This window comes from Polystyrenella longa, assembly GCF_007750395.1.
GTDB lineage: Bacteria > Planctomycetota > Planctomycetia > Planctomycetales > Planctomycetaceae > Polystyrenella > Polystyrenella longa.
In genome coordinates, this window is the sequence record NZ_CP036281.1 from 3,409,472 (window position 1) to 3,436,227 (window position 26,756).

The 26,756-nt window shown below is 48.7% G+C and carries 20 protein-coding genes; 6 read left to right on the top strand and 14 right to left on the bottom strand.

Going from position 1 to position 26,756, the window contains the following annotated elements:
- The first annotated feature begins 36 nt into the window (after positions 1–36).
- Together Pla110_RS12665 and Pla110_RS12670 are read left to right on the top strand one after the other, a co-directional pair.
- Positions 37–1,650, top strand: a complete 1,614-nt coding sequence (locus Pla110_RS12665; protein WP_144996118.1) for an ABC transporter permease — start codon at positions 37–39, stop codon at positions 1,648–1,650.
- A 35-nt stretch (positions 1,651–1,685) separates the two neighbouring features.
- On the top strand, positions 1,686–2,996 hold the full coding sequence (locus Pla110_RS12670) for a hypothetical protein (RefSeq protein ID WP_197440173.1): 1,311 nt from the start codon (positions 1,686–1,688) through the stop codon (positions 2,994–2,996).
- Positions 2,997–3,169: 173 nt separating this feature from the next.
- Here the strand turns inward: Pla110_RS12670 and cysC are convergent, their stop codons facing one another.
- Positions 3,170–3,781, bottom strand: a complete 612-nt coding sequence (cysC, locus tag Pla110_RS12675) for an adenylyl-sulfate kinase (protein WP_144996120.1) — start codon at positions 3,779–3,781, stop codon at positions 3,170–3,172.
- Between the two features lie 1,000 nt (positions 3,782–4,781).
- Here cysC and hisI point away from each other — a divergent pair.
- Together hisI and hisG are read left to right on the top strand one after the other, a co-directional pair.
- Positions 4,782–5,162, top strand: coding sequence for a phosphoribosyl-AMP cyclohydrolase (gene hisI / locus Pla110_RS12680; RefSeq protein WP_197440174.1), 381 nt, complete (start codon positions 4,782–4,784; stop codon positions 5,160–5,162).
- 103 nt (positions 5,163–5,265) lie between these two features.
- On the top strand, positions 5,266–6,144 hold the full coding sequence (hisG, locus tag Pla110_RS12685; RefSeq protein ID WP_144996121.1) for an ATP phosphoribosyltransferase: 879 nt from the start codon (positions 5,266–5,268) through the stop codon (positions 6,142–6,144).
- Positions 6,145–6,276: 132 nt separating this feature from the next.
- Here hisG and Pla110_RS12690 read toward each other — a convergent pair whose 3' ends face one another.
- The 3 genes from Pla110_RS12690 to Pla110_RS12700 all read right to left on the bottom strand — a co-directional run bounded on the left by Pla110_RS12690 (position 6,277) and on the right by Pla110_RS12700 (position 9,190).
- Positions 6,277–7,140: a formyltetrahydrofolate deformylase gene (locus Pla110_RS12690; RefSeq protein ID WP_144996122.1), complete on the bottom strand. Its 864-nt coding sequence runs from the start codon at positions 7,138–7,140 to the stop codon at positions 6,277–6,279.
- A 170-nt stretch (positions 7,141–7,310) separates the two neighbouring features.
- Entirely contained in the window at positions 7,311–7,565 is a 255-nt protein-coding gene (locus tag Pla110_RS12695) for a hypothetical protein (protein WP_144996123.1), read from the bottom strand.
- Positions 7,566–7,711: 146 nt separating this feature from the next.
- Positions 7,712–9,190: an aldehyde dehydrogenase family protein gene (locus tag Pla110_RS12700; RefSeq protein ID WP_144996124.1), complete on the bottom strand. Its 1,479-nt coding sequence runs from the start codon at positions 9,188–9,190 to the stop codon at positions 7,712–7,714.
- A 295-nt stretch (positions 9,191–9,485) separates the two neighbouring features.
- On the opposite strand from Pla110_RS12700, the gene Pla110_RS12705 reads away from it, so the two are divergent.
- Positions 9,486–10,496, top strand: coding sequence for a zinc-dependent alcohol dehydrogenase family protein (locus Pla110_RS12705; RefSeq protein ID WP_144996125.1), 1,011 nt, complete (start codon positions 9,486–9,488; stop codon positions 10,494–10,496).
- Here the strand turns inward: Pla110_RS12705 and Pla110_RS12710 are convergent.
- The 3 genes from Pla110_RS12710 to Pla110_RS12720 form a co-directional block, all read right to left on the bottom strand.
- Positions 10,477–10,824, bottom strand: coding sequence for a hypothetical protein (locus tag Pla110_RS12710; RefSeq protein WP_144996126.1), 348 nt, complete (start codon positions 10,822–10,824; stop codon positions 10,477–10,479). The two genes, Pla110_RS12705 and Pla110_RS12710, sit on opposite strands and share 20 nt — an antisense overlap.
- A 432-nt stretch (positions 10,825–11,256) precedes the next feature.
- Positions 11,257–13,335, bottom strand: coding sequence for an FAD-dependent oxidoreductase (locus Pla110_RS12715; RefSeq protein ID WP_144996127.1), 2,079 nt, complete (start codon positions 13,333–13,335; stop codon positions 11,257–11,259).
- 98 nt (positions 13,336–13,433) lie between these two features.
- A complete protein-coding gene (locus tag Pla110_RS12720; RefSeq protein WP_231742410.1) occupies positions 13,434–16,493 on the bottom strand; it encodes a PVC-type heme-binding CxxCH protein in 3,060 nt (1,019 codons plus the stop codon).
- Positions 16,494–16,743: 250 nt separating this feature from the next.
- Here Pla110_RS12720 and Pla110_RS12725 point away from each other — a divergent pair, with 250 nt between their 5' ends.
- Entirely contained in the window at positions 16,744–17,223 is a 480-nt protein-coding gene (locus Pla110_RS12725; protein WP_144996129.1) for a hypothetical protein, read from the top strand.
- A gap of 63 nt (positions 17,224–17,286) precedes the next feature.
- Here the strand turns inward: Pla110_RS12725 and Pla110_RS12730 are convergent, their stop codons facing one another.
- The 7 genes from Pla110_RS12730 to Pla110_RS12760 form a co-directional block, all read right to left on the bottom strand.
- The gene (locus Pla110_RS12730) at positions 17,287–17,691 is read right to left on the bottom strand and encodes a hypothetical protein (RefSeq protein WP_144996130.1); all 405 of its coding nucleotides are present in this window, start codon (positions 17,689–17,691) and stop codon (positions 17,287–17,289) included.
- Between the two features lie 7 nt (positions 17,692–17,698).
- Positions 17,699–19,396: a HEAT repeat domain-containing protein gene (locus Pla110_RS12735; RefSeq protein WP_144996131.1), complete on the bottom strand. Its 1,698-nt coding sequence runs from the start codon at positions 19,394–19,396 to the stop codon at positions 17,699–17,701.
- A 423-nt stretch (positions 19,397–19,819) separates the two neighbouring features.
- Entirely contained in the window at positions 19,820–20,293 is a 474-nt protein-coding gene (locus Pla110_RS12740; protein ID WP_144996132.1) for an RrF2 family transcriptional regulator, read from the bottom strand.
- 213 nt (positions 20,294–20,506) lie between these two features.
- A complete protein-coding gene (gene hemA / locus Pla110_RS12745) occupies positions 20,507–21,787 on the bottom strand; it encodes a glutamyl-tRNA reductase (protein ID WP_144996133.1) in 1,281 nt (426 codons plus the stop codon).
- Positions 21,788–22,744: a cytochrome c biogenesis protein CcsA gene (gene ccsA / locus Pla110_RS12750; protein ID WP_144996134.1), complete on the bottom strand. Its 957-nt coding sequence runs from the start codon at positions 22,742–22,744 to the stop codon at positions 21,788–21,790.
- A gap of 201 nt (positions 22,745–22,945) precedes the next feature.
- Positions 22,946–25,045 (bottom strand): polyphosphate kinase 1, encoded by a 2,100-nt coding sequence (gene ppk1, locus Pla110_RS12755; RefSeq protein WP_144996135.1) that lies wholly within the window; start codon positions 25,043–25,045, stop codon positions 22,946–22,948.
- Between the two features lie 84 nt (positions 25,046–25,129).
- Positions 25,130–26,731 carry a Ppx/GppA phosphatase family protein gene (locus tag Pla110_RS12760; protein ID WP_144996136.1) on the bottom strand — a complete coding sequence of 534 codons (1,602 nt, stop codon included), beginning with the start codon at positions 26,729–26,731 and terminating at the stop codon, positions 25,130–25,132.
- Between the last annotated feature and the right edge of the window lie 25 nt (positions 26,732–26,756).

Consider the following 26,756-nt stretch of genomic DNA (forward strand, 5'->3'; position numbering starts at 1 on the left):
ATGGGATAGCTGGAAACACCTCTCCGGAACTCACTGATGACTTTTGAACCGATTCCCTACGATATTTCCGAAGGATTTCTGCACTTCCTGTATGCGTTCTTTGGCTTCGGGCTGATGATCGTTCTACTGGGAGTGTTTGTGACTCGTCTGTCGATGGGCACACGGGGACCAAAACTCGTTCTGCAGCAACTTAAAGACGGATTACACGAAATTACCAGTCTCTCCTTGAAGAGAATCATGGCGATTGCGACCCTCACGTTTAAAGAAGCAGCACGTCGCAAGGTGTTTTACATCATCATACTGTTTGCCCTGCTGTTTATGTTCGCGAACTGGTTCCTGTCGATGTCCGACCAGCGAACGGACTTTCAGATTGAAGTCTACGTCAGTTTCGTATTAACCGTGATCAGCATCCTAGTCATCCCGATTGTCCTGCTACTTTCCTGCTGGGGTATCCCAGAGGATATTCGTCAGCGTTCCCTACACACGGTGGTCACGAAGCCTGCTCACCGGATGGAAGTAGTGATGGGACGTATTTTTGGATTCGTCGGTATCGGCAGCATTCTACTACTGTTCATGGGCGTCATCGGCTACTTCTGGATTATGCGTGCATTGCCTGTCGAAGCACAAAATGATTTAGCTTGTCGAGTTCCCGTCTATGGCAAACTCTATTTTATCGATAAAGACGGCAACGAAACAAAACGAGGGATTAACACCGGAGACCAATGGGACTTCCGTTCTTATATTGAAGGGGCAACCAAAGGTCGTGCCATATGGACTTTCAATGACTTTGACTCCAGTGCAGTTTCACCCAATGAGCCTCTCCAAGTCGAAACTCGCTTTGAAGCATTTCGAACATACAAAGGAAATATTGAAGACACCTTGCAAGTGGAATTAACGGTAGTCAACAACGACAACCAGACTCGCGTGCGGCTGACCCCCTTCCCTTTACGAGAGTACACTTTCAACCTGGTCGAAATTCCACAAACGCTCAAGGTTTACGACGACGAACAGGGCAAGGAGATCGAATACAATCTCTCCAAAGATATCCTCAGTTCGGAAAGTGGTTTCAGTCTCGAAGTCCGCTGTCTCGACTCACAGCAATATATCGGGATGGCAAATCCCGACTTGTTTATCAGGCTTCCGGACCGTGCGTTTATCGTCGGTTTCAGCAAAGCGATTTTCGGACAATGGCTGTTACTAGTCTTAATTGTTTCAATCAGCGTAGCCCTCAGTTGTATGGTGAAGGGACCAATTGCCACGATAGCAACAGTAGCACTACTCATGATCAGCTTCATGTTCTCCGGTGTGCTGAATGAACAAATCACAGGTCGAGCTATCGGTGGTGGTCCAATGGAATCCCTCTATCGAATGATTTCGCAAACGAATGAAACATCTCGTTTACCAGCGGATGACACAATCGCCCAAATCGCATTAAGCCTCGACCCGATCTTCTCCAACATGCTTTGGATTGTTAAACATATTATTCCAGATATGAGTAGCTTCAGTATGGCGGAATACCTGGCAAAAGGATTTGACGTTAATGCGAGTGCTGCAATCATTCCTTCTATCGCAGTAACACTTAGCTATTTCCTGGTTTCCGTAATTGTCGGCTACTACTGTCTTAAACTTCGTGAGCTCGAATCAAAATGATGAACCTCAGTTCTAAACAACGTAAATTCAGCTACATGTTAGCAATTGTAGTTCTATTAGTATTCATTCTGTGGCTGGGGCAACCCGCCAGTCGGAATAATCCTGGAGGTATACTTGCGCAGAAGCGGCAGGAGCTGAATCTCAGCCAGTCGACTCTCGGAGACGTAGAACCATCCAGTGCAATCATGAAGGTTGTGCTTCTCGGTTTTCGCGGCGTCGCGGCCGACCTGTTATGGGTTCAAGCCAAGGAGCAGGAAAAGAAAAAAGAGTGGGGTAAATATCGTGCAACCACAAACACCATTCTCTTGCTGCAACCAAACTTCGAAGATGTCTGGCGATACACTGGATGGGATTTTTCTTACAACGTTTCTTCGCAGTGGGACGACGTCAAAGACCGTTACTACTGGCTGAAAGAAGGTGGAAAGTTTCTTCGAGAAGGTGCTGATCAAAATCAATACTCGGCTGCGATTCAATGGGACATCGGGCGTGTACTTGGTCAAAAGATTGGACTCGCAGACGAACGAAACTATTTTAGAGAGTACTTCCGTCATGACCCCGATCCTCAGTTCGAAGGCGAAACTGACCTTTCATTTAACCCGAAAGGGATCAACGACAACTATCTCGCTGCAAAGCAGGACTTCATCATTGCCAATGACCGGGAAGAAGAGTTCGGGCAGAACATTATGAAGTCACCACTTTTCCGAATCTCTGCAACGAAATCAGTAATCAATGCCGCCTCAGCAATGCAGCGGGAAGGAGTCTTTGACCGTCCCCGCCAATTGTGGTCAGATGCTCGTGAAGAGTTACTTGGTGACGAGTTCGGAAAATATAACTTCTACTCCCAGGAGGGCCATTATAATCTCATGGCCACAGACGAGGAGATAGAGAAACTGGCAATCGAAAACTCAGAGACTGTTGGACGCGAGATCAAGCCTAAGGACATAAAAAACGTCATCGAGTACTTTAAAACACAGTCTCAGTTTGACTACTGGCTGTTGAGATGCGAAGCAGAACAAGACGAAATTACGATGAAAGCGCACGAGGACGTATACCTCGGTAAGAAAAAGTTTCAGGAAGCCGATTGGGATGCCGCAATGGAATACCTGCAAAATGGGATGAAAGGATTCGATCAAGTCATTAAGAAGTATCCATCCTATGTTTTAGGTGACACAGAGAAGCTCGATGAAGTATTGGAATCGGTATTGTACTGGTCTTTTATCTACGAGAACTCTCCGAAATACGGTCTTAAACCCGCTACCTATCCTCTTAAAGATCTATGGGACCAGAACCTGGAACACATCATTGGTTTGAACCAGCGGTTCCGAATTGACAACCAGTTGAATTAAGGCAGGTAACAGCAGCGAGCTGGAAGACTGAATAAAGCCGCTCGTTCCTCCAGATGTGAACTCTAATCCAGTTCCCGTCTGGGGGACATCTGAGATTTCGAACTTCCATAAAAAAACGCTGTCTGGTATCCAGACAGCGTTTTTCTTTTAACTCGCTATTCAATCCGAAGCACTTAGGCTTTCAAGTATCCTTTAGATTCAAGGTAAGCGACGACTTCTTCGGCCAGTTCGTCGATTCCTTTACTGTCGGAATCGAGAACGAGTTCTGCGTTTTCCGGAGCTTCGTAAGGATCATCGATACCGGTGAAGTTTTTGATCTCACCAGCGCGGGCTTTTTTGTAGAGTCCTTTGGGGTCACGTTCTTCGCAAGTTGCGAGTGAAGCGTTCACGTAGACTTCGATGAACTCGCCTTCGCCCATCAGTTCGCGGACTTTGTCGCGATCTTCACGGTAAGGAGAAATGAAGGCAGTAGAAGTAATGACGCCTGCGCCAACAAACAGTTTGCCAACTTCACCGATTCGGCGAATGTTTTCAGCACGGTCTTCAGCAGAGAATCCGAGGTTCTTGTTCAGTCCCATACGGATGTTGTCGCCATCAAGGACGTAGGAGTGATTTCCTTTAGAGTGCAGCAGGTGGTCAACAGTATTGGCCACGGTACTTTTTCCGGCTCCGGAGAGTCCGGTGAACCACAACATGACACCTTTGTGTCCATTCAGCTCGCAGCGTTCTTTGTCCGACACGCGTTGTTCATGCCAAGTAACATTCGTTGCTTTTTGTTCTGTCATCTTACGTTTAAACCTTGTTTAAAATTGACTGTGAGAGCTTAAGATAGTTTCGGGTGACTCGAGAAGTTGCTAAACCGCCGGTCCCTGACGGTGAGAGACCAGCTGGAGGGGTATCAACCCAGTTGACTGTTGCCTGACTCTCGGCGATTACCAGCTTGATCGCCCAAGACGATCAATCCGAGGGATTAACGCCCCGTATCGACCAGATGGACGAAAATTAAGGGCAGATTCGGCAAGACATGTTTTGCCTGAGCGTCTGGATACATCGACCGCCATTCGATTACGCTGGCGAGCCGCGTAACCTGTCACTGAAGTGAGTGACACTGAATCGTGGCATTTTATCCGGAAATCAGTTTCCATTTCCCATCGCACCGCCTCTTCAAGGCGGGCACAACTACACAGTCCGGTGCCGTTGCACGGCCTCTAAACTGTTTTTTCGTCGAGCAGAGATGGTTGATCACCTGCTTCTCGTGGGGACGATGTTAGAGCAACTTGAAAGAAGATGGAAGTCTCTCCCTGTTTTTTTTCCGCAAACGGACTTCCTCTCATCTTCGCTTAAGTGATCATACGATCCCTACGGGACTGATCTTTCCCTCTGGCTTAATTGACTTACCCAAAGTCACTCGAGAGCACTCCATTTACTGAACAATCGGCTGTTGGCGTATTATCAACATTCCTTTCAGGGGACTTAAACTGATGGAATGACCGTAACCAATGGATATGTCAGATCTTATTGCCCTCGCTTTAACCAAAACTTAACGCCTGGTTTCCTCTCCAACTGGTCTACGATGTGTCAATTTGATAGAGTGGAAACATTGATAGCGATGAACCACTTGTTCTCTTCCGGGTCATACGAATGTCGTCCTCTAAGGCGAAGTTCCTCGGGCTCTGATGACCGCAGGACTCAAAGGGCAAGAACTCCGACGTTTAGATTCGGAGAGGACTCGTTTCTTCTGAATATTACTTAATACACTTTCTGTTCAAGAATACAGGATTTACCGTGAGCATACCTGATTTTGACAAAGCAGAACTTCTTCCCGTCATCGCCCAGGATGCGGAATCCGGCGATGTGCTTATGCTGGCTTACATGAATGAAGAAGCCTACCAGGAAACACTGAAGACCGGGCGTGTTTGCTATTACAGTCGCAGCCGGCAGAAATTGTGGCGTAAGGGCGAAGAAAGCGGCAATGTTCAGGAGCTCAAAGAACTCTACTACGACTGCGATGCCGACACTCTGCTTGCCAAAGTGAATCAGATTGGAGGAGCAGCCTGCCACGAGGGTTACAAAAGTTGTTTCTTCCGTAAAATTAATCCCGCTGACGAATCCTTTGAAGTGGTAGGAAATCGCGTATTTGACCCCAAAGAAGTCTACAAGAAGTAACCGTCTCCAGCGGTCGCAAAGACGAGTTCCCAGATGGCAATATCGACCTCACTGCGTCACCAGCGGTTGATTGACGAACACTGATAATAGAAATATTTTTCCAATGACAGAACCATTGATCAAACTTGGCATTCCAGCCGGAAGCCTCAAAGACTCCACGCAAGCGTTGTTCAAACGGGCCGGTTACAATATTTCGATTTCATCCCGATCGTATTTTCCCACGGTCGATGACGATCAGATAGAATGCCTTCTCATTCGCGCTCAGGAGATGTCCCGCTACGTCGAAGAAGGAATTCTGGACGCCGGGATCACTGGGCATGACTGGGTTGTCGAAACCGGGGCCGATGTTCATGAAATCTGCGAACTGGTCTTTTCTAAAGTGAGCCGTCGACCAGTGCGCTGGGTCCTCTGTGTTCCAGAAGACTCGGATGTTAAAACAGTCAAAGATCTGGAAGGCAAACGCATCGCCACCGAGGCAGTTGGCCTGACTCAGCAATTTTTGGAAAAGAATGGCGTAAAAGCCAAAGTTGAATTCTCCTGGGGAGCGACAGAGGTCAAACCTCCTCGCCTGGCTGACGCGATCGTGGAAGTGACTGAAACAGGCAGTTCATTACGGGCGAATAACTTGCGTATCGTCGAAGAAGTAATGCAAAGCACGACCCGCTTCATCGCTAACAAAGAGTCTTTCAAAGACAGTGCCAAAAGAGAGAAGCTGGAAAACATTGCTCTGATGCTCCAAGCCTGTCTGGCGGCAGAAGGAAAAGTCGGACTGATGATGAACATCCGCCGTGACAGCCTGGAAGAAATCCTTTCGCTGTTACCCGCGCTTCAGACTCCCACCGTCTCTTCCCTGTCCGATCCGGATTGGGTTGATGTGAATACCATCGTCGATGAATCGGTGGTCCGTTCGATCGTCCCTAAACTGAAACAGGCTGGTGCTCGGGGCATCGTAGAGTACGGTATCAATAAGATTATTGATTAAGCGGGTCGTCGAATTCTTCGAAACATCTTATTCGACACATCCGAACCAATAAAAAAGCTCCGTGACCAAAGTCACGGAGCTTTTTTATGTTTAATTGAATCAGCTTTGAATGAATCACGTGAGAATCGCCATTCAATTCTGCCCGCGAACCACCTTCTGAAAATGCAGTTCGACATCTCGATCAATCACGCGGCGTACTCCTTCAACGAGAGTACTCGGTTCATTATCTGTTTCACCCTGCCGTTTGATCTCTTCTAACGGCGTCCCGGGCGCGACACTGAAGGTACCCTGATTGATGATCTGATTCCCCGCATCAAGTTCCGGAATAATAAAGTGAATGGTCGCACCGAAGGTCAGCATATGATGGGCGTGAGCATCTTCATAAGGCCGGAACCCGGGGAATGGAGGCAACAGACCATGATGCAGGTTAATGATTCGACCGCCTGCGAACTTCCAACAGGTGGCGGGTGGAAGAATACGCATGTAACGGGCAAGGACGATGTAGTCGACTTCGTGTTGATCGAAGAGTTCCACGATTTGATCGTTGTTCGGATTGCCTCCATCATCGCCGACGTCGTGCCATTCCACATCGAATTGTTCAGCGACACCTCGACAGGCGGGACGATTTCCAATCATCACTACTGGGTCTGCTTTGATGACCTTATCGCGCATTGCACGTAATAAAGCAACCACCGGTTCAGGACGATACGTACTGCAGATAGCGACTCGCGGAGGACGAATATGTTCGTCGCGAGACCAGGTTCTTATTGAAAGCCCTTTAAGTTGTCCTATCTCATTCATGTGAGATCGCAACTTCGCAACGGTTCCGGAAGTTTCCGGCCATTCAATACGCAGCATCATTGCGAAGATTTTGTCGCGGTCGTGGTCGAACATCTGGATTTCATGAATGTTCGCTCCAGCAGAAGCTACATAGTGGACGATCGGATCGGCCAATCCACAATTGTCCGGTCCGACAGCAGTGATGGTGACTTGCATCGTTCAGCCTGAGTTGGAGGAGAAACGCCGCGCATGCTTGGCGTTCACTTTTTAAGAGATCGAGTTATCTAATTTTAGGATTTCAAGCAGCTAATGCAATTTCGTTTTGCTTCAAATGAGTGATGAATGCAATTAGCCGGCAGTCGAACCTGTCGGTTATGTCGGTTATTTCAGTCCGATCCCACCGCTTCGGGATTGCTGGATGGTTCCCATCGAATGGGTTGAATTACGCTAGTGGCCAGTAAGGCTCCAAATACAATCCCGATGAGCATCACTCCTAGTAACATACGAGTCCCTGTTTGCTCGCCCAGTCCGTCGATAATTCGTTGACCGAAACGACTGCGCGTCCGCAAATAGTCGACGTTATACAACCCCCAGAGGGAAACGAGGATTAGTCCACCTCCCATTACAATCTGTTCATTCACGGACGTGTTCCCACTTGATCAAACTCGGTACGACTAAAAACAACAATCACTTATTACGAAACAAACAAAGCACCTTCCGCTCCCGTCAGAAAGTGCTTTGATTTCATTTCGGATTTATTTGCAAACGGGCACGGTCCCCGACCGAATTAGTCCAGGCTGACGGTTACTGTTTTCAATTCAGTGTAATTCGCCAGTGCGGCTTCACCTAACTCGCGGCCAATACCACTCATTTTGAAGCCACCAAAGGGCGCGGCTGCGTCGAAGACATCGTAGCAGTTCACCCAGACGGTTCCGGCCCGCACCTGTCGCGCGATGTGATGCGCCTTGGCGACATCGCGAGTCCAGACCGCAGCGGCCAGACCAAACACCGAGTTGTTCGCGCGAGTGACAACTTCATCCATCGAATCGAAAGGAAGTACACTTAACACTGGGCCAAAGATTTCGTTTTTGGCGATTTCCATGTCGTCGGTGACATTGTCAAACACGGTCGGTTCCACGAAATAACCCTTGTCACCAAATCGATTTCCGCCCGTCACACAAGCTGCTCCTGCCGCACGACCTTTTTCAATGAACCCCATGATCTTTTCAAACTGAGCTTGGTCCACTTGCGGCCCCTGCTCTGTATCCATATCAAAAGGATTGCCCAGTTTACGATTGGAAGCACGGGCGACAAGTTTATCAACGAACTGTTGATGGACTTTCTTTTCTACGAAGACGCGGCTACCAGCACAGCAGCATTGTCCCTGATTGAAGAATAGTCCAAACTCAGCACCGGCGACCGCATCGTCCAGATTGGAATCGGCGAAGATAATGTTTGGGCTTTTCCCGCCAAGTTCAAAAGTCACGTTTTTAATCGTCTCGGCCGCATCTCGCATAATAATCTGAGCGGTCAGGTGCTCGCCGGTAAATGCGATTTTGTCGACATCGGGATGTTTGACAAGTGCTGCTCCCGCAGTCGGACCATAACCGGGAACGACGTTAATTACGCCAGGTGGAAATCCCGCCTCCAGAGCCAACTCTGCCAGACGAAGACTTGTCAGCGGAGTCTGTTCAGCGGGTTTCAGGATGATCGTACAACCTGCTGCCAATGCTGGCCCCCATTTCCAGGCCAACATCAGGAGGGGAAAGTTCCAAGGAATGATCTGACCGACGACCCCTACAGGCTCCTTACGGGTATAGCAAAGGTAATTTCCCCGGATCGGAATAGTGTCGCCATGAATTTTATCGGCCCAACCAGCGTAATATCGAAAACAGTCAACAACCAATGGTAAGTCCGCGGCCAGGCTGTCGCGAATTGGTTTACCGTTATCGAGTGTTTCCAATGCCGCGAGTTCTTCGAGATTATCTTCGACCAGGTCCGCTAGCCGATTCAGCAAACGACCTCGGTCTCGGGCGTCTATCTCCGCCCATTCTCCCGATTCAAAGGCTCGCCGAGCGGCTTTTACTGCCAGATCGATATCAGCTGCGTCTCCTTCAGCGACATCGGCAATTTTCTCCTCCGTCGCGGGATTCATTGTCGCGAAGGTTTTGCCACTTTGAGCGTCGCGCCATTCACCATCAATCAGCAATTGAGTATGCTTGACTTCCGGTGTGGCATGGATATCGGGCGATGTTGTTGTCGCCATGGTATAACTCCGTCTGTTCTCTGAGCGGTTAAGAGGAAAATATGACAACGTCATTCATCGACAAATCGATTGCATGCAGAGTGATGCCCTTGTCTCAGATGCGTTTTTCGGGTCCGTTTTAGTTTGGGAAGTGTATTTACTATTATACGTCCCCGCATGCCGGGTTCCAATTCCACATTCGATTGAAACAGCGGTACGCTTCTATTTTCACGAATTGGGAATCGTGCCGATCCGAGCCCCTATTTCCATTCCATTTAATTCGTTTTTTGTATTCGAACCAAGGTCAGGATAACCAATGCAAGCCGTCGTTTTCGAAGAACCGGGTGAACCCGCCGAAGTCCTCGCGTGCCAGGAGAAGCCAGTTCCAGAACCTGCTTCCGGTGAAGTACGCGTGAGAATGCTGTACAGCCCCGTCAATCCATCCGACTTGATGTTTATCCGAGGTCGCTATGGAATCAGACCAAACTTGCCAGCGACCCCAGGTTTCGAAGGAGTCGGCATAGTCGAAGCCTCAGGTGGTGGCTTGCTGGGAAAACTCGTCAAAGGCAAACGAGTGGTTGTCCTGAATAAAGATACGGGGAACTGGGCCGAACAGACTGTCGTCCCCGCCAAACAAGTGGTCCCCATTCCAGACGATTTACCACTTGAGCAAGCGGCCATGTTCTTTGTTAATCCGGCGACGTCTTTTGTACTTACTCGAGAAGTACTGAAAGTCCCACAAGGTGGATGGCTACTGCAGACGGCGGCAGGCTCTGCTTTGGGACAAATGATTATCCGTCTCAGTAAAGTCTTTGGATTCAAAACAATCAATGTTGTCCGAAGAGAAGCACAAGTGGAAGAACTGAAAGCACTCGGTGCCGATGCCGTTGTCTGTTACGACGGCAATCCGGAAGGTCGAGACAACTTTGTAAAGCAAGTGAAAGAGATCATCGGCAACCAGAAACTGAAATGTGCCATCGATCCCGTTGGAGGTTCAACCGGCTCCGCTGCGGCGGCTGCTCTGTCCGATAATGGCAAGTTGGTTGTGTATGGTTCCCTATCGAATCAACCTATTGAAATGCACACGCGTCAGTTCATCACTCACAATGTTCGTATTGAGGGATTCTGGCTGTCCCGACACATGCAAGAGCTGAGTCTGCTGGGAAAACTATCGTTAGTCAAGAAGATCACCAAGTTGATGCGCGACAATACACTTCAAGCCGAAGTAGGAAATATATTCGAACTGGCTCAAATTAAAGAAGCCGTTCGAGAATCAGAAGCGGTCGGAAAATCCGGCAAGGTGCTCCTCAAGATTGCGGCGGAGTAACTTGTTCGGATGTTGCAGTCGCTGTCATGGAATCAGTTTGATTATCCATCGCTTGGATCAAACCTAGCAGTTCACAGAATCCATGTTTTGCACGCGACACTAAAAAGAAAAAAGATGCAATTGAAATGGAGATGATTAGGATTAACCACCAGTTTTCTACAAAGAGCGCAATTGCAATTCCCGAGATCAGAATGAAAAACGAGAGCTTAAATTGAATTCCTGCATACTGGCGGCTTTGCTCCACATCAATCTGTCTAATTTCTGACAGCATCTCCTGATGCCGAGAGGAAAGTGGAGTGGAATGATTTTCGTTTTTTTCAGGCGACATGGTTCGTGCTGATCTGTGATAAATAAAGGTTTCCCGACTTCAATCTTCATTTGCAAAATCTGCAATTCGATTGATATTTCAAGATAACCGAAATCACTTCATAAACGAAGTGCGCCCCCACTGACCGTTCACTGAAAAGTCTCGCTACCAAAAATAATTGCCCGTGGAGTTGATCAAACTCCACGGGCAAAATCTCTATCACAACGCCGCCGGAATATACACATATAATTGGCGGTGCATAAGAATATCTTACCATTTGTTGTCTGAGTTGTTAGCGTGAATGGCCTGCAATTTCGGGATTCACGAAAAACTCAAACTACCGCTATTACTGCCGCATATCAGTGATATCACTGAATTTATTGCGTAACGTTCTCTTGTCACTGTGAAACGAATTCCGAATCTATTTTCTCCGAAATTCGAAAGCAGAGTGATCTACTTAACCAGGATAAATTGAACCGCATCCGCGATGACATGACCATCTGTACCGGCGTTAGAAATCATCACTTTTCCGGTCGTTCCTTTTTCAAACTGAAACGTCCCTAATGTCTGATACGGTTTATTCTGAGGATTTGTTCTCTGGTTGATTACCATATTTTCCTCGCCACCAGCGAAGGTGACCTTCACAGGAACATTTGACGCTCGATTCCCCTGAGGTGGGAAGTAAAGGCGAACAAGATACTCGCCTGATGTTTTGATTTCCGGTATCCAGGTTACGGTTTTATCTCCTTTGCCTGAATCTGAATCGTGGGCGTAGTAGGCTCCCACGAAAACAGGCGAACTTCTGCTGAATTTCCAGGATCCTTTTCGAATTGCGTCCGTATCATCCAATACGATCCCTTCAAGATCTGTCAGTGAAATGGGTGGGGTTTTCCGCTCACCCGTCCAGGCCAGCACCTGTTTGTCTTCCTTAAGTTTGTTCTGCAGCTCCTTGATACTGATATCCTGAACGTCGACCTTGGCGTCGATTGCCTGCATGGCGGCTGTCGCTGCTGATTGCCCCAATACCATAAAGACTGGTTCCATACGAATCGAACCGTAGGCGATGTGAGATGCCGACAGGCACATCGGTACCAGCAGGTTTCGACATTCCGATTTTCGCGGACGAATCGATCTATAGGAGATGGGATAAGGAGAGAATCCCCCGACTTGAACGTCTCCTTCATTGATGACGTGGCCATCAACGATATGCCGTTGGATATTGTGAGAATCCATTGTGTAGGCGGCCAGCCCCACCGCGTCCTTAGGAACTGTTCGTCCTTGGCAGTCGTGCTGCGTCATCACATAGTCTGATATCAGACGACGGGCTTCGCGAATGTATAATTGATGTGGCCAGTTGTTATGGTCAGTGAATTCATCTTTGGCCGGTTTCAATCGCTGAAAATGTTCACGGACTTCTTCGGGTACACGTGCATGATTGGCGAGGCTCCACATCAGACCCTGCTGATAAATCAAATGCTGGCGAAAGATTTCGTCTCGTTCCTCATAGGAAGCATTCGGATAATCGAAGTTCATTCCGATGTAGTCCGTGGAGATTGCGTAATTGTTATTCGTATCCGTCTTGCGGTTCGGCATGAAGATAGGATTCCAGGGAATACGACGGTCACCCGCTTCGAAATTACGGAACAGTAACTCGTACTGCAGCGGATCGTATTCTTCCGGTTTAACCCAATCCGCCTGGTTTTCAACAGCGTCGGTCGTACACATTCGAAAACAATAGGCCTGAACTCGATGATCACCGGTGCCGTCTACTGCGAGCGGTTCCGGATTGATTCCTGGAAGAACTCCCGAAGCCGAATTACCTGGCTTAATATACGGATCGACTTCGTGTTCGAATTGATGAGAGACCGCGTTTTTCGTTTGGATCCCGTTCAGAGTTTCCCCATAGGTCGCATTCGCTTCACGTCCCACATGAAACGAGACACCAGCCACTGCCATTAAGTCGCCTTCGTAGGTGGTATCGAGGAACATGTGCCCAGAAATGCGTTTCCCACTTTCCATGACAATCTGCTGGATCGCCCCCTGCTCCATGACCACTCCCGATTTCAGATCGAGTCTTTCACCAGATAAAACTGGAACATCGGCTTCTTTAAGCATCTCGTTGAAAATTAGCTCGGCAACGTGAGGTTCGAATTTCCACATCGCTTCATCACTCGAGTTATACCCTTTGAAGTCACTGGGCTTTTCCTGTTTCCAATTCGACTGGGTATCATAGTATTTCTTGATGTTCTGATAGAATTCGAGTGAAATCCCGCCGATGGCACCTTTGTTTCCTATGTCGGTTGCACCCAGTCCTCCAGAACTTAAACCGCCCAGATGTTCGGTTGGTTCAATCAACAATACAGACTTGTCCATTCGACTGGCCTGAATTGCGGCTGCAATTCCACCGGAAGTGCCTCCGTAAACTACTAGGTCATACTTCTGGTCCAAGTCCGGTTTCGTCTCTGCAAACGTGGAAGTCGTCAGCAGGGAGAACATGCAAGTCACTATTAATAAGTTGAACAATCGGTTCATAGTTTTATGTTTCTTTTTGGTCTGTTTAGAATCGTCGATCCATGCAGTCAGGAATTACGGATCGCACAACAAGTACAAGAATATTGAAAGTGGTCCGCTTAATTAAGCGGTTGATTCGCCTCAATGGGAATCTGGCCATCCAAGTATCGCCAGTTCTTGAGAAAGCTGATTAAATCGGCCATCTGATCAACAGTGATATTCTGTTCCAAACCGGTCGGCATCAGCGAGACACCGTCCGCTTTGATTAGCTCGATATCTTCCCGTAACAGGGAGACTTCTTTTGCTTCCGGCTGTTTAAGTATAATGGAAGTCGATGTCTCACTCGTAATGATTCCGGTGTGAATCTGTCCTTCAGTAGTCAACACGGTGTAACTGAAATAGTTGTTATCCACAGCCCGATTGGGATCCAGAATGTCAGTCAGATACTGAATTGGTTTTCTCACTCGTGAATCGGATATATCAGGAGCGACATCGACTCCAATGTCTCCCACCTTGTGACAAGAAGAACAGACCTTGGCGAAGACGACCTTTCCTCGCTTGGCATCCGCATCTTTGGCCAGTGAGGCCTGATACCGTTCGATCACTTTGGTGCGATCAGCAGAGATGTTGGACTTGAGAAGTTCCTGAGCACGCGATTTGATTTCGGCGTTCGCGTGATTCATTAAGGCCTTCTGTTGATTTTGATCCAATTCTGCGGCGCGGATTTTCTTTCCTTCAATCTCGTCGAACAATGTCTGAATACGTTCTTGATCTCGCAGAAGGTAAGCCAGGATGGCACGTCTAATCCGTGGCGACGCAAGTTCATATTCGTCGAGCAGAAACTCAACAGGTTCTGTTCCAGGATGAGCACCCAGAATTTCCAGGGTCTGCTGTTGAAGAGCTTGATTGTTGGTTGTATCAAGCAGGCTCGTCAGCACAGGGACAGTTTCTGCACTTGGCGTATAGATCAACAGCGGTAATGCCGCCTGTGATAGTGCTGTTTCTCCCTGTTCAGAACCCACGAGTTCCACGAGTTGGACCCACATCTGATCCAACTCAGTTTGGGATTCCTCCGAAAGGTATTCAGACAGTGTGGAAATTGCTTTCCGTTCTCCACGCGTCTGGTAACCGGTCAGGAATGATTTCAGACTTTCCATCACAACCAGTTTGCTGGAAGACCGTGATTGCTGGAAGAGATCGATTAACAGTTTCAGAACCTGTGAGACTTCGTGCGGATCTTTGTTTGCTCCGACGATCAACGCCAATTCCGCAAAGAAGTTCTGCTGCATGGCAGACGGTGCCTGTTCACTGTTCGTGATCTTCTGTAGCAATCCTCCCAGCATTTCTCCTTCAAGGTTCGTTGCGGAGCTAATTATGGCGGCACGAGTCCACTGGTCAAGCACCCCATTGCTGACAACCTGTGTCAGCAATTGTTGTCGAAATGTCGAATCTTCTCCCGCACCGGAAGAAAGCGCGTATTGGAATAGTGTGCGAGAGTCTCCCTCGCTGGCAGTATCCAGCATAGCCTGCTGTAGCTCGGGTACTTTGGCCAGGAATGTTTCTGACAGGAGAGCTGCATGCTCACGAACTCGAGGATGCTTATCCTGGAATGCAGTTAACAGGTCTTCTTTAGCCAATTGGTTTAAGCCAGCCAATGTGTGAAGAACTTGTACTCGACCCTCAGGAGAAACAGCTTCTTTCAACGATCTACGAAGCTCGTGCTCCAGTCCAGCGGGTTGCTCTTCAAAGATAAGCCGCGCGGCCGTACTTCTTTGCCAACTGTTTGGAGAAACAATGGCCGATAGTAATGCGGATTGATTCGTTCGATCGATTGTTCGTGTCAGATCCGAATCTGTTTTCTTCTTCGGAACCACACGGTAGATACGTCCCAGATCATCGCCGTATCGTTCATCCGGACGATTTTTCAGTTCATCGGGTACCCAATGCGGGTGTTCAATCACAGCGCGATACATATCGCAGATGTATAAGGCTCCATCCGGCCCCGTCTGCACATTGACGGGGCGAAACCATTCGTCTCTGCTGGCGAGGAATTCAGTCTGTTCGCGGCCATAATGGGAAGAAAAGGTTGCTCCGGAAGGGGTGAATACATCCCGGTGAACCAGATTACCTGTCGGTTCGCAAGTGAAACTGTTTCCATAGAACTCTGCTGGCAGACGAGTCCCTTCATACCGATGAACTCCACAAGCGGCAGTAAATTGTCCCGCGTGCAAGTTCGAAGTCGTCCATGCCCGGGTGATAGCGTACACGCGCGATTCGCCTCCGGCAGGAGAGACATCGTTTACCGTCGTAGGAACGATCAATTGAGGATTCCGCGCCAGGTAATGGTCTTCAAGCAAGACCTGCATGCAGGGATTGCGGTTACTACAGATATAACGGGAGCCGTTGGAGTCAATCGTCAACCCGAATTGACCGTTGCCCGCAACCGTTTCATATTCGCCCGTTTCGGGGTCGAATCGAAAGTCTTTTCCCCTTAATGAAAGCGGAACCGACTTCGCTTGATCGGCCCAGGCAGGATTCACATTCCGTACCTCTCCACCACGCAGCCCATTGGAAATGTAAACTTTATTATCGAGCCCAAAGGTGGGATGATTCGCACGCAACTGGGTGTTCTCTTCTGCGAAACCGACAAACCAGGTTTCTTTCACATCCGCTTTGCCATCTTGATCGGTATCTTTAAGATAGACGACTTCACCAGACAGAGTTGCAATCAGTCCTTCTTTCCAGGGAAGAACCCCGGTTACAAAGAGGAGTTTATCCGCGAATACAGTACTTGTTTCATAATACCCGTCTTGATCTTCATCCCGCAGTTTGCGAATTCGCGACATCGGGACTTCGTCGGCGGATTTGGGACCAAGCGGATAGTCGATCATTTCAACGACCCACATGTTGCCCAGTTCATCAAAGCGAATGGCGACAGGGTCGATGACTTCGGGTTCTGACGCGACCAGTTCGAGTTGGAGATCAGGATGCAGCTCGAAGCTGCTTAGTGATTCCTCCGGAGTCAGAGGACTGTCAACCAGTGGAGAAGACGTCTCGGTGTCTGTTTTTGTTGTTTCTTCGGAATCAGCTCGACCGCTGAACAGAATCAGAACGGCGGAACTGACAAACAAAACCGAAAGAAGATGATAACGAATCAACAGGCGAGCGTGAGAATGCATGTAAATATCCAAGTCGATGCTGGTCAGTGAGGCGTGTTTGTCGAACCGATGTTCGCCGCTCTTAAAAGAGAATTGAGGGAACTGGGAATAAGTCCGATCCATCTTCTCTCAGCGGATCATTTATTCTAAAACTGAAACCAGCGAATGGGCAGGTACTCCTAAGGTTTTTCTTAACGAGTTTTTCAGATAAAATCATAGCGTATTCATAGCCTTGAATTTAATCTATCTTCTTTAGCTACAGGCATTCCCAATGGCCGTATTGCGTCAACTCTCTTTTGTGCTTTCCCGCTTGCTCATTTCAGGCTGGGTCGGGGCGGCCGCCCTGTTCGTCGTCACCAGCGTGGCCGAGCAAACTAATTCCGAATTTGATTCGATGGTGAGAGACCAGCTGGCGTTGATCCGGTTCCCTTATTACTACCTGTTTGGATTCATCATGGTTGGAGGGAGCTTAGGCAGCTTGCTCTTCTCGGATCGCTCCCAGTATTGGATGCGGTGGTGGATCTCCGTGGGGCTGCTATCGCTCACGCTCATCATCATGCTGGTCGATTACTTCGCCATATTTATGCCGCTCAAGGACATCTTGAGCGATGCCGGTGGAGCAAAGCCACAGGAATTCGTAGCGTACCACGAGTATTCTGAGAAGATCAACATGCTGCACGTGACGTTGTCACTGATTTGCGCATGCATCCTCTGTTCTGTGGGCATGGGAAAAAGCAAGGCGCGGTCCTGAGAGGATCGCCGGCAGTATTGGCTCTTGTCATATAGAGGGATCAGGCCATTCTCAAAGACCGCTTCAGGCCGAGATGTCGCCGTATAGTTTTCGGTAGAGCGCGGTGTACTCTTTATTGACGTGCGCCCCTTTTCCCTTCAACTTCAACAGCGGGCGATTGTCGATGAAGATCCGTGCCGGATTAGCGACTTTATTCAAGACAGCCACTTGTTGAATCAGTTTTCGTTCGTTGCGGGATAAACGGTGTACCCGACACAGTTGATCGAAAATACTCGCCTGAGGAGAATCGTCCGCGACTCCCGAAACCTTCTTGACCTTCTTTTCAATTTGAGGAAGGAACTTCCAAACAATAAGAAATACAATCGGTAGGACGGCAAGGTACCAATACTCCATAATCGAACTGGACCTGATACTGTAACCATTCAGGCTTCGCTGGACTCGATTAAATTGCATGAATAACGTCATCATGTCCATCTCAGGTCTCCTGTACGCCGGAATTAGCCAGCGCGGGTTCAGCAATCTCGGTTTTACTTTTCTCCGCCGGTGATGCAGTCGTCTGCACTTGCGACTGCTTGATTCGTTCGAAGGCGATCTGCAGTTTCTGGAGAGCCTTCAGAATCGCATCACGGACGCGAGGTGACGAATCTGTTCGCATCTGGTAGAGAATATCATAAACGTTTCGCTTAGGAACATCACCGAGAATTTCGACCGCAGTTCGTCGAACCATAGGGTCTTCGTCCCCCAGCAACGCAATTAATGATTGTGATATATTCCGGTGCAACCCTAACGCGAACGCTGCCTGGGCAGTACGAATCCGTTTGCTTCGAAGAGGATCATGGATCTTTTCGTTCAGTTTTCGATAGACATCGGGATCGAGCTTATGCAATAAGACTCCTGCTTGCCGAACCGTTCGCAATGGAGTTGAATCGAAAATTTTAAGCATGAGTTCCAAGTCAAAACTTCTCAACTCGTTTCGGGCCGCGATCTGGACCTCGGGGATATCGCTGTCGATTCGATTAATGAGTTTTTCGAAACTGGATGCCCCTGATTGAGAGCGTAACTGACTGGTCGCCCAAGCTTGAACATTTGGATCTTCCGATTCCAGACTTTCATTGATCAGATTATCGGCCGATCGTTGATCCAACGTCGTTAAGACTTCAGTTGCTGCCAGTCGCGTCTCCGGTCCACCGTTATGAATCAACCACTTCTGAATGTTGACCTGTTGATCCACCGGCAACCGAACCCCCATCATCAAACGAATGACAGACTGATGTTGAGCCGGGAGAATTAACGGCAGTTCCCGTTCCGGTGATGCGAGCCAGCGGATCGATTTAATCTGTTGATAATTATCGGACTGAATTGCATTGAGTGATTCAGGATATTCACCAAGAAGATGACTGATAAACTCTGAATCATCCCGCTGACGAATTGCATCAATCACTCGGATATTCGGATTCTGGATGTTCATGGAGTCGACAATGAATTGCATCACTCCATGATGCCGGCTGTGCTGCAGGATCCATTCGACTCGTTTCATGAGTCGAAGATCGGTGCTCGACATAATCTCCTTGATGTCCGGTTGAGTCGGGGATCCGAGGATCAACAACGACTCCAGAATCAGATCGGGTTCATTATGCTGTTCGAGACGTGAAACAGTGCCCGCAATTTGCTGGATAATGTTTTTTTTCTGATAGGAAAGGCTCTCGGTATTTAAATTCGGTCCTTCTCCTTCGCTCTCCTGGCGGAAGAGCGCCTCGTAAAATTGGTCCGTCAACATCCGCATTGCTTCTGTCATGCGGGCCAGTTGCTCACCGCTGCTCGATTCCATCCGGTTAAGGATGTTGGGGATTTGAGTATAATCCGAGATGGCGACCGCCACCTCAAGCGCCAGTGACTGCAGTTCCCCTTTGTCGCGTTCCAGGCAATGTTTGACCGTTTCGCGGATGGAGTGTTTTTCTTCGAAGACCGCATCCTGAGCCAGACTGTGCAGTTCTGGCCATTTCCGAATAATCAGCAGCTGAGAGGGCAGCTGATGCTTCTTGAGCAACGCGCGCACCGCCAGCGCCTGAATTTCACCAACGGGCACGTCCACGGCCGAAGTAAGCAAATCGCTCGCTTCGGTCGTTTTTCGGCTCGCCAGCAGATTGAATGTGGTTTCGAGGTGGGAAGTCATGAATTGATCCCGGAGAACAAACTGGAAGCTCGACGAAGCTTCCCTCTCGTTAATATCGTATTTGAAGAATAGGATCTGCAGGACACTCCTATCCCCGTCTATATTGAGAAATACCCCTCGAATTCCGCATCGCTCCGTAAATCTCCCAATACAATCCCTCTTTCCAGACAAGCACAACAGGCACTTTCCTGTTTACCCTTCTATTCGTTACAACCCCTGTAAAGCGGTCACTGAGCGGGAAAAGTGGCAGTAAGTTCACTTCAATCAAATTTGAACACGTACTTTCAACGGGTCTTTGTGAAGGAATCACGCACTCATACAAAAACCGCAATGACCAACCCCTCCTAGGGATCAATTATTGCGGTTTCAGGTAGATGACTTACGGCGAATGTTGCCAACTTGGCATTGGCCAATATCAATCCATCAGTCGTTTTGGGGTTGAGGTGCCTGTAGCTTGATGAATGGATTCTGATCGGCCCGTTCACAAAGTGGCGTGCTGCTCGAAGGCTCTGCCAGAATCTCCGCCAGGGTTGTACTGGCAAACGTCTTCTCGACCATCGCCAGACTTTCATCCATACGGCGATGAAGTGGGCATAAATTCGCCCCGTGTGATTTTAATCCCAGTGGGCATTGCTTGATCCGTTGAATCGGATCCACCGAATTAACGACATCCAGAATGGTCAACTCTTCAGGCGAACGATTCAGTGACATCCCCCCGCGAATACCGCGTTGAGAATTCACAATCCCGGCACGAGAGAGTCCTTGTAGAACTTTGGAAAGATAAGCCTTGGGGACCAAAGTCGCTTCGGCTATTTGTTCGGTCGTACAAGCTTCCGGAGATTTATAAGCTAACTGGACGACGGCCCTGAGGGCATACTCAACTGTTTGAGAAAACATATGGCGGAAAAACCTATTATTGGACGCTCGCATCCCCACGGGAATATTCTCCCAATTATAGGACACATGCATCTTATTTTGTCACTTCGTGAAATCAGTGTATCTAATCTAACGCAAATTGCGAATATAAAAAACGGACCTGACTGACGAATATCCTCCCCGCGAAGATTTCAAACACGGATTTTCGGGTCGAGTTTTACAGAAATTAGTAAGTCAGTCCGACAACCGGAACAGTCTCCGGAGTGCGTCCATCAAGCTGTGAGGTGTCCCCTCGCGTGCCTGGTCCTTCAAAGTCTGTAGCGGCGGATGTAGTAGTTTTTTTAAGACCCGGTCGATGGCGTAAGTGATTTCCTGCTGTTCTGTTTCATTAAGAGAATCCAACCGGGAGAATAACCGATCCAATTCCTGATCGCGTACCTCGGACCATTGTTCCATCAACCGTTTCACCACCGGCCCTGTGGCACGATGATAAAGTGCTTGCATAAATTTCTGAGTCTGCTCCTCGATGATCTGCTCACCTTTGTTAATTTCCTTGTGGCGGAGACCTCGATTTCGTTGACAGGTTTGTTCCAGGTCATCGATATCAAACAGAAAAACATTCTCATCCAGATCAGAGATCGCCGGTTCAAAATCGCGAGGTGCCCCCAGATCCAGAATGAAGACATTCTTCTGCTGGTTCTGCTTACGGGTGGCAGCAAACATCTCTTTGGTCACGATCGGTCGGTCCGCTCCTGTTGCAGAAATGATGATGTCGGCAGACGCCAGCCATTCCTCAAGCTGTTCATATGGTCGAGGAGTTCCCCCAAACTTTTCCGCGAGTGCCTCCCCACGGGTAAAGTTGCGATTCACGATGACCAGCTGCCGGACACCTTCTTCTGTCAGATAGGTGAGCGCCTCATCCGCCATTTCCCCTGCTCCAATCACCAGCACGACTTTGTCGGTGAAGGTCTCAAAGATGTTCTTGCCAAATTCCCCAACCGCCACTGAGGCAATAGAAACTTTACCTTCGGCAAGAGCCGTCTCAGAACGAACCCGAGCGGAAACGTGAATGGCATCCTGAAACCAGGCATGGGTTAATGGTCCGCAGGCACTCTTTTCGTGAGCCGCTTTGTAGGCCTGCTTCACCTGATTCACAATCTGAGGTTCTCCCAACACCATGCTATCGAGTCCGGAAACAACTCGGAACAGATGAGTAACCGCCTCCTGATCCACCATCGCCGGGATTAGTTTAATCTGATCATCCAGTGGGAGATGATGAAAATCAGCGAGGAAATGGAGGACTTCTTCGCGAGTAGGCAAATCAACGTCGTCTTCCTGGGCAGTGTAGATCTCAACCCGATTACAGGTAGAGAGAATCACATGCTCCGCCTTGGGAAACAGCGCAGCGAGAACGTCGTACGCTTTATTTAACGTTTCTTCATTAGGAAAGGCAATTTTTTCGCGCAGCTCCAAATTGGATTGCTCGTGACTGCAAACGACAACCTGAAAGTTCACTCAGCGATTCCCCCCCGTCTGTGACAGTGGAATCTGATTCGGTTTCGTAATGGAAGACAAATGGACTTGTGACTGCCTAACCGACGGGCTGATGTGGGAATGCCAGGTATCAATGGAATCTCTGCGGCCACCGAGCAGTATTTGTAAACCAACCATCGTTAGTAAAAGGAAACCACCGGCCCAAATCGTCATCCAGGCAACCTGTCGTGATTTTGTGCCTGGCTTGATCAGTAACATCACAAAGAAGATAGCCATCACTACCCATATCAGCGCACTGGTAAGCACCACGGGATCTGTCAGGTTAAGCTGTTGTGCCTGATCTGACTTGTTGACATGTAATGTCATTGCAAACCCAGACGCGAGCCCCAAGGTAAGCAACGGAACGGAAACAATTACAGACCACCAATTCATGCGAGCCAATTTTTCCAGATTAGGAACTTTAAGTCCTCCGGGAATGGATCGTTTATGTTTGAGGCGATAATGCTGAAACAGATACATTAGACTGGTGATAAAGCTCAGCAGCACGCCGCCTATTCCGAATATCAGAAAACTGGCATGCAGCATCGCCCAACCTCGATCCGATTTCTCACTCACCATTTCGTTGGCATCGGAACTGATGAAGTAGGCGGATACAGTAAGCAGGATTACAAAGGGATATAAAAACACCCCAAGCGCTAACTGTGGATCTCTGAGAGTGCGTATCAGGTAATACAAAACGCACAACCAGGAGAGAACCAGAAACCAGTCGTGAGCGGAACCTACCAGTGGTGGCAGACCGTGCTGGTTACTGCGGACGATCAGATAAGTTGAATGCGCAAGAAAACCAGCGCAGGAATAGAACATCACCACGCCGCGTAGCCAGCGAGAGGAATTGTTTAAGCGGAAGAATTCCCCCGCCAGCGCGACAATGTAGCTTGCCAGAAAACAAACGACGGTCACATTAGCTATGTCAGGCATAAAAACGTCAACTCCGGGACTTGCCGAACTTCTTGTTATGAAAGAGGATCCCCTCTTCCTGCACTCGATTATAACCAATCGACAGGCGAAGGGGACCCGTTCAGATTCAGTAAGCAGTCCTGGAGAGCGAATTCAACCCTTTCCACCCGGTAAAATCGCTTCGTTCCTGTTGAAAATCAACCTGACAGGTTGAAAACGCGATTAATTATCGTTCGCCAGATGAGGCTCAAACACCATTTGATGTGTTCGTTCCGCTTCTTCTAACTCGTTTCGAGCCTGTTCGTAGAGATATTCCTGAACACGAAGCGGTTTTCGACTTCCCGCATCCACTAATTTGAACGTCTCGTTGGCAAGTAACTTGCGAGATTTGACATTATCTTTGAAGTAGGTATTCAGTGTGTTAATCAACTTCGATTTGCATTCCTTGTCATCAATCGGCACGAGCAGTTCCACCCGGCGATCCAGGTTGCGCGGCATCCAGTCAGCACTGGAAATATAAACCCGGTCGTCTCCTCCATGCAGAAAATGCAGAATCCGGCTATGTTCCAGGAAGCGATCAATAATACTGATGACGGTGATATTCTCGCTTAAACCTTTCACACCTGGTTTCAAACAACAGATTCCACGGATATTCAACCGAACTTTCACGCCAGCTTGCGACGCCTGATAGAGCGCTTCGATGATCTCGGAATCAACAAGTGAATTCATTTTGATCGTAATGCGGGCTTTCTGGCCATGTTTCTTACGGTCCGTTTCGACATTGATTAACTCGAGAATTTTTTCGCGTAACCCGATCGGTGCGACCTCGACTTTACTGAACTTCATCGGTTGCGAGTAACCACTGATCGCATTAAAGAAGTTTGACGCGTCCGCTCCCAACTCCGGGTTACAGGTCATGAAACTGATATCGCTGTACAGTTTGGCTGTTGATTCGTTGTAGTTCCCCGTTCCGAAGTGCATGTACCTCCGTATGCCGCTCGGTTCGCGACGGACAACCAGACAGATCTTGGCATGAGTCTTCAAGCCTTTCACACCGTAGATCACCTGGATCCCGACCTGCTCCAGTTCGCCCGCCCATTTGATATTTCGCGCTTCGTCAAAACGCGCCTTTAACTCGACAAGAGCGGTAACATGTTTTCCTCGTTCGGCTGCTTCCTTCAGCGCCGCGACAATCGCGCTCTGACTACTGGTTCGATACAAGGTCTGTTTAATTGCCAATACATCGGGGTCTGCTGCCGCCTCTTCCAGAAAGCGAACGACGGGGTCGTAGCTTTCATAGGGATGGCTGAGAAGAATATCTCGGTCTGCAATCTCTTGAAACATTGTTTTTCGCGGATCAAGACTAGCCTCACGAAGAGGTGGCCAATCCGGGTACTTCAGATGATCGTACCCGCCTAAACCCGCCATGCGAAAATAGGCAGCCAGATCAACTGGGCCCGGAACGACATAGACACCCTGTCGATCAATGCCTAGTCCTTCGCACAGGAAGGCAAGCATATCTGACGTGATGAACTCCGAAGTCTCCAACCGGATACAAGTCCCTTCTTTTCGGGCGTCCAGAACTTCTTTCATGCCCGCCATTAAGTCCGAGGCAGAGTCTTCACGCAATTGAAAGTCGGCATTTCGAGTAATCCGAAACGGGACAGTTTCAATCACATTCTCGCCGGGAAACAACAACGGCATGAAGAGCGCAAGGGCATCCTCAAGCAGAATATACTGATAGCCACTTTCAGAAGGCAGCGTAATAAATCGCAGGTTCGTACGGGCAAAGGGAATAACGACGAAGCGGCGTTCGCCTTCCGAATTCTCCACTTGGGCGCAGACATTCAGTGACTGGTTGATCAACAGAGGGAATTCTTCATCCAGCTGCACCACCATCGGCGTCAAAATGGAGAAGACCTCTTCCTCAATTACGTTCTGAAGAACCTGATACTGTTTTTCAGTCAGTTCCTGCCGATGCTGACGAACGATTCCTTCCTGTTTCAGCGCCGGTTCCAGGTGATTGAGCAGAATATCGTATTGGTCCTGCACCATCTTTTGGCAGCGCTCTGAGATCGCCGCCATCTGCTCTACTGGAGTCAACCCTGATAGCTCGGGAGTGGTCACTTCCTGTTGAACCATCATGTTAATACTTCCCACCCGCACCATGAAGAATTCGTCCAGGTTTGAGGCAGTAATAGCGACAAACTTCAGTCTTTCCAGAAGTGGGTTTGCTTCATTCTGTGCTTCATCCAAGACGCGCTGATTGAATTCCAGCCAACTGAGTTCCCGGTTGATGAATCGTTTCGATTTGCGTCCCATAATCTCAATACTTCCCGACTAACGCTCGTTATTTGTAAGCCAAACAGGGATAGGTCTTATTTGCATTCGTGGTGATTACGACTGTTAAGTCGATGTCGTATCACGTCTGAGCAAAACTGGCACACCGTAGATTTCTTCAAACATCAAGTTGTTCTGCTTCAATGCGATCTGTTCAAGGGAAAGATCCTCGACATTCCGTACATTAATTTCGAATCGGTTGTCTGTCATTTTTGTTGTGAAACTCTGGATACGTTGGCTGTACGATTGATCGAGAGCCACTGCCACGCGGAGGATCGCTGCCAGTTTGGAAATGATGACGCGCGCATCTCGATTGAGCGAAGCAAAACCCACGTGCGATGGCTTCGGCGAAGCCCGCCGATGGTAACGCACTATCATCGCAATCAATTCCAGATTCTTCTCACTAATTCCGAAGACTGTTGCATGCTGGATCAGATACATCGAGTGCTTGTGATAACCTCGCGTCCCGATAAATAAGCCAATTTCATGCAGGAGAGCCGCTACATACAACAGGCTTTCGTAGTGCGGATCTAATTGATGTTGATTAACCAACTCTCGAAAGAGAAGTCGACTCAGATTGGCCACATGTTTGGAATGTTTTTCATCGAAGTTGAATTTGTGACCTACATCAATCGCAGACCGAATCACTTGATCTTCAAACGCAGAGGACCAGGTTCCCTGACTCGTCATTTCCAACAGCAAACCGTCCCGCATATTCAAGCTGCTGACATAAACTGTTCGCACCTTGAATGCTTTTGCAAGCTCCGTATAAGCCATCAAGGCGATTCCGAGCGTTTCTGCATCGTTCAATGTCAGGTGATACTTACGAACGAGTTTATCTTCTGACATGCTGAGGATTTTCTCTGCAAAATCAGCAAGATCTTTTGCCGACAGACAAGCAAGTGTCTCACGGTCCCATTCAGGATTCAGTTGGTGGGCGACAAACCGCATGTCCCCGCCTAGAGAAACCATTTGCAGTCCAGAGAAATCACTTGTTTCATCGAGCATGCGTTCAATGGATTGCGTGATATGTGGCTTTAGTAAACTGCGAGAGGAGGAAGAAGCCGAACTTCCTGCCGACTCCAGCATTTCCCTTAGACGCAGCGACCCCAACCGGAATGTATTGGAATACAGGACATCTTTACCGTTAATCAGTAATAGCTCTGTACTGCCGCCGCCGATTTCCGCGAGACAGATATTCGCGTCTTTCAATGATGGTTCCTCGGCCAGACGCGGTTGCACACCGAGGTAGGTAATCCGATTCACTTCCGCTTCGTCGAGAATTTGAATCTCGATTCCGGTGGCAATGTAGATCCGGTCCAGAAACGCCAGTTTGTTGATCGCTTCGCGCACGGCGCTCGTCGCCACGGCCCGGATTTGGTCCGCACTCTTGATCTGGTATTGTTCCATCAGAGAACGAAAACTCTTGAATACCTGGACGCATTCCTCAATCGTCTGTTTACGAATTGAGCGACGCGTGAAGGAATCTTTTCCCAGATTGACTGCTCGGGAGAGATCTTCCAGACGATGGATTTCTCCGTGTGAGGAAATCTCGGCGATCACCATTCGGATCAACGACGTTCCGATGTCAATGACAGCCACCGGCCTCCAAGTGGCGCCATGATCATCCAGAACGGGTATTTCAGTGGCAGATTCAGATTTGGTCATATTGTCCTGTTCCACCTGTACACTT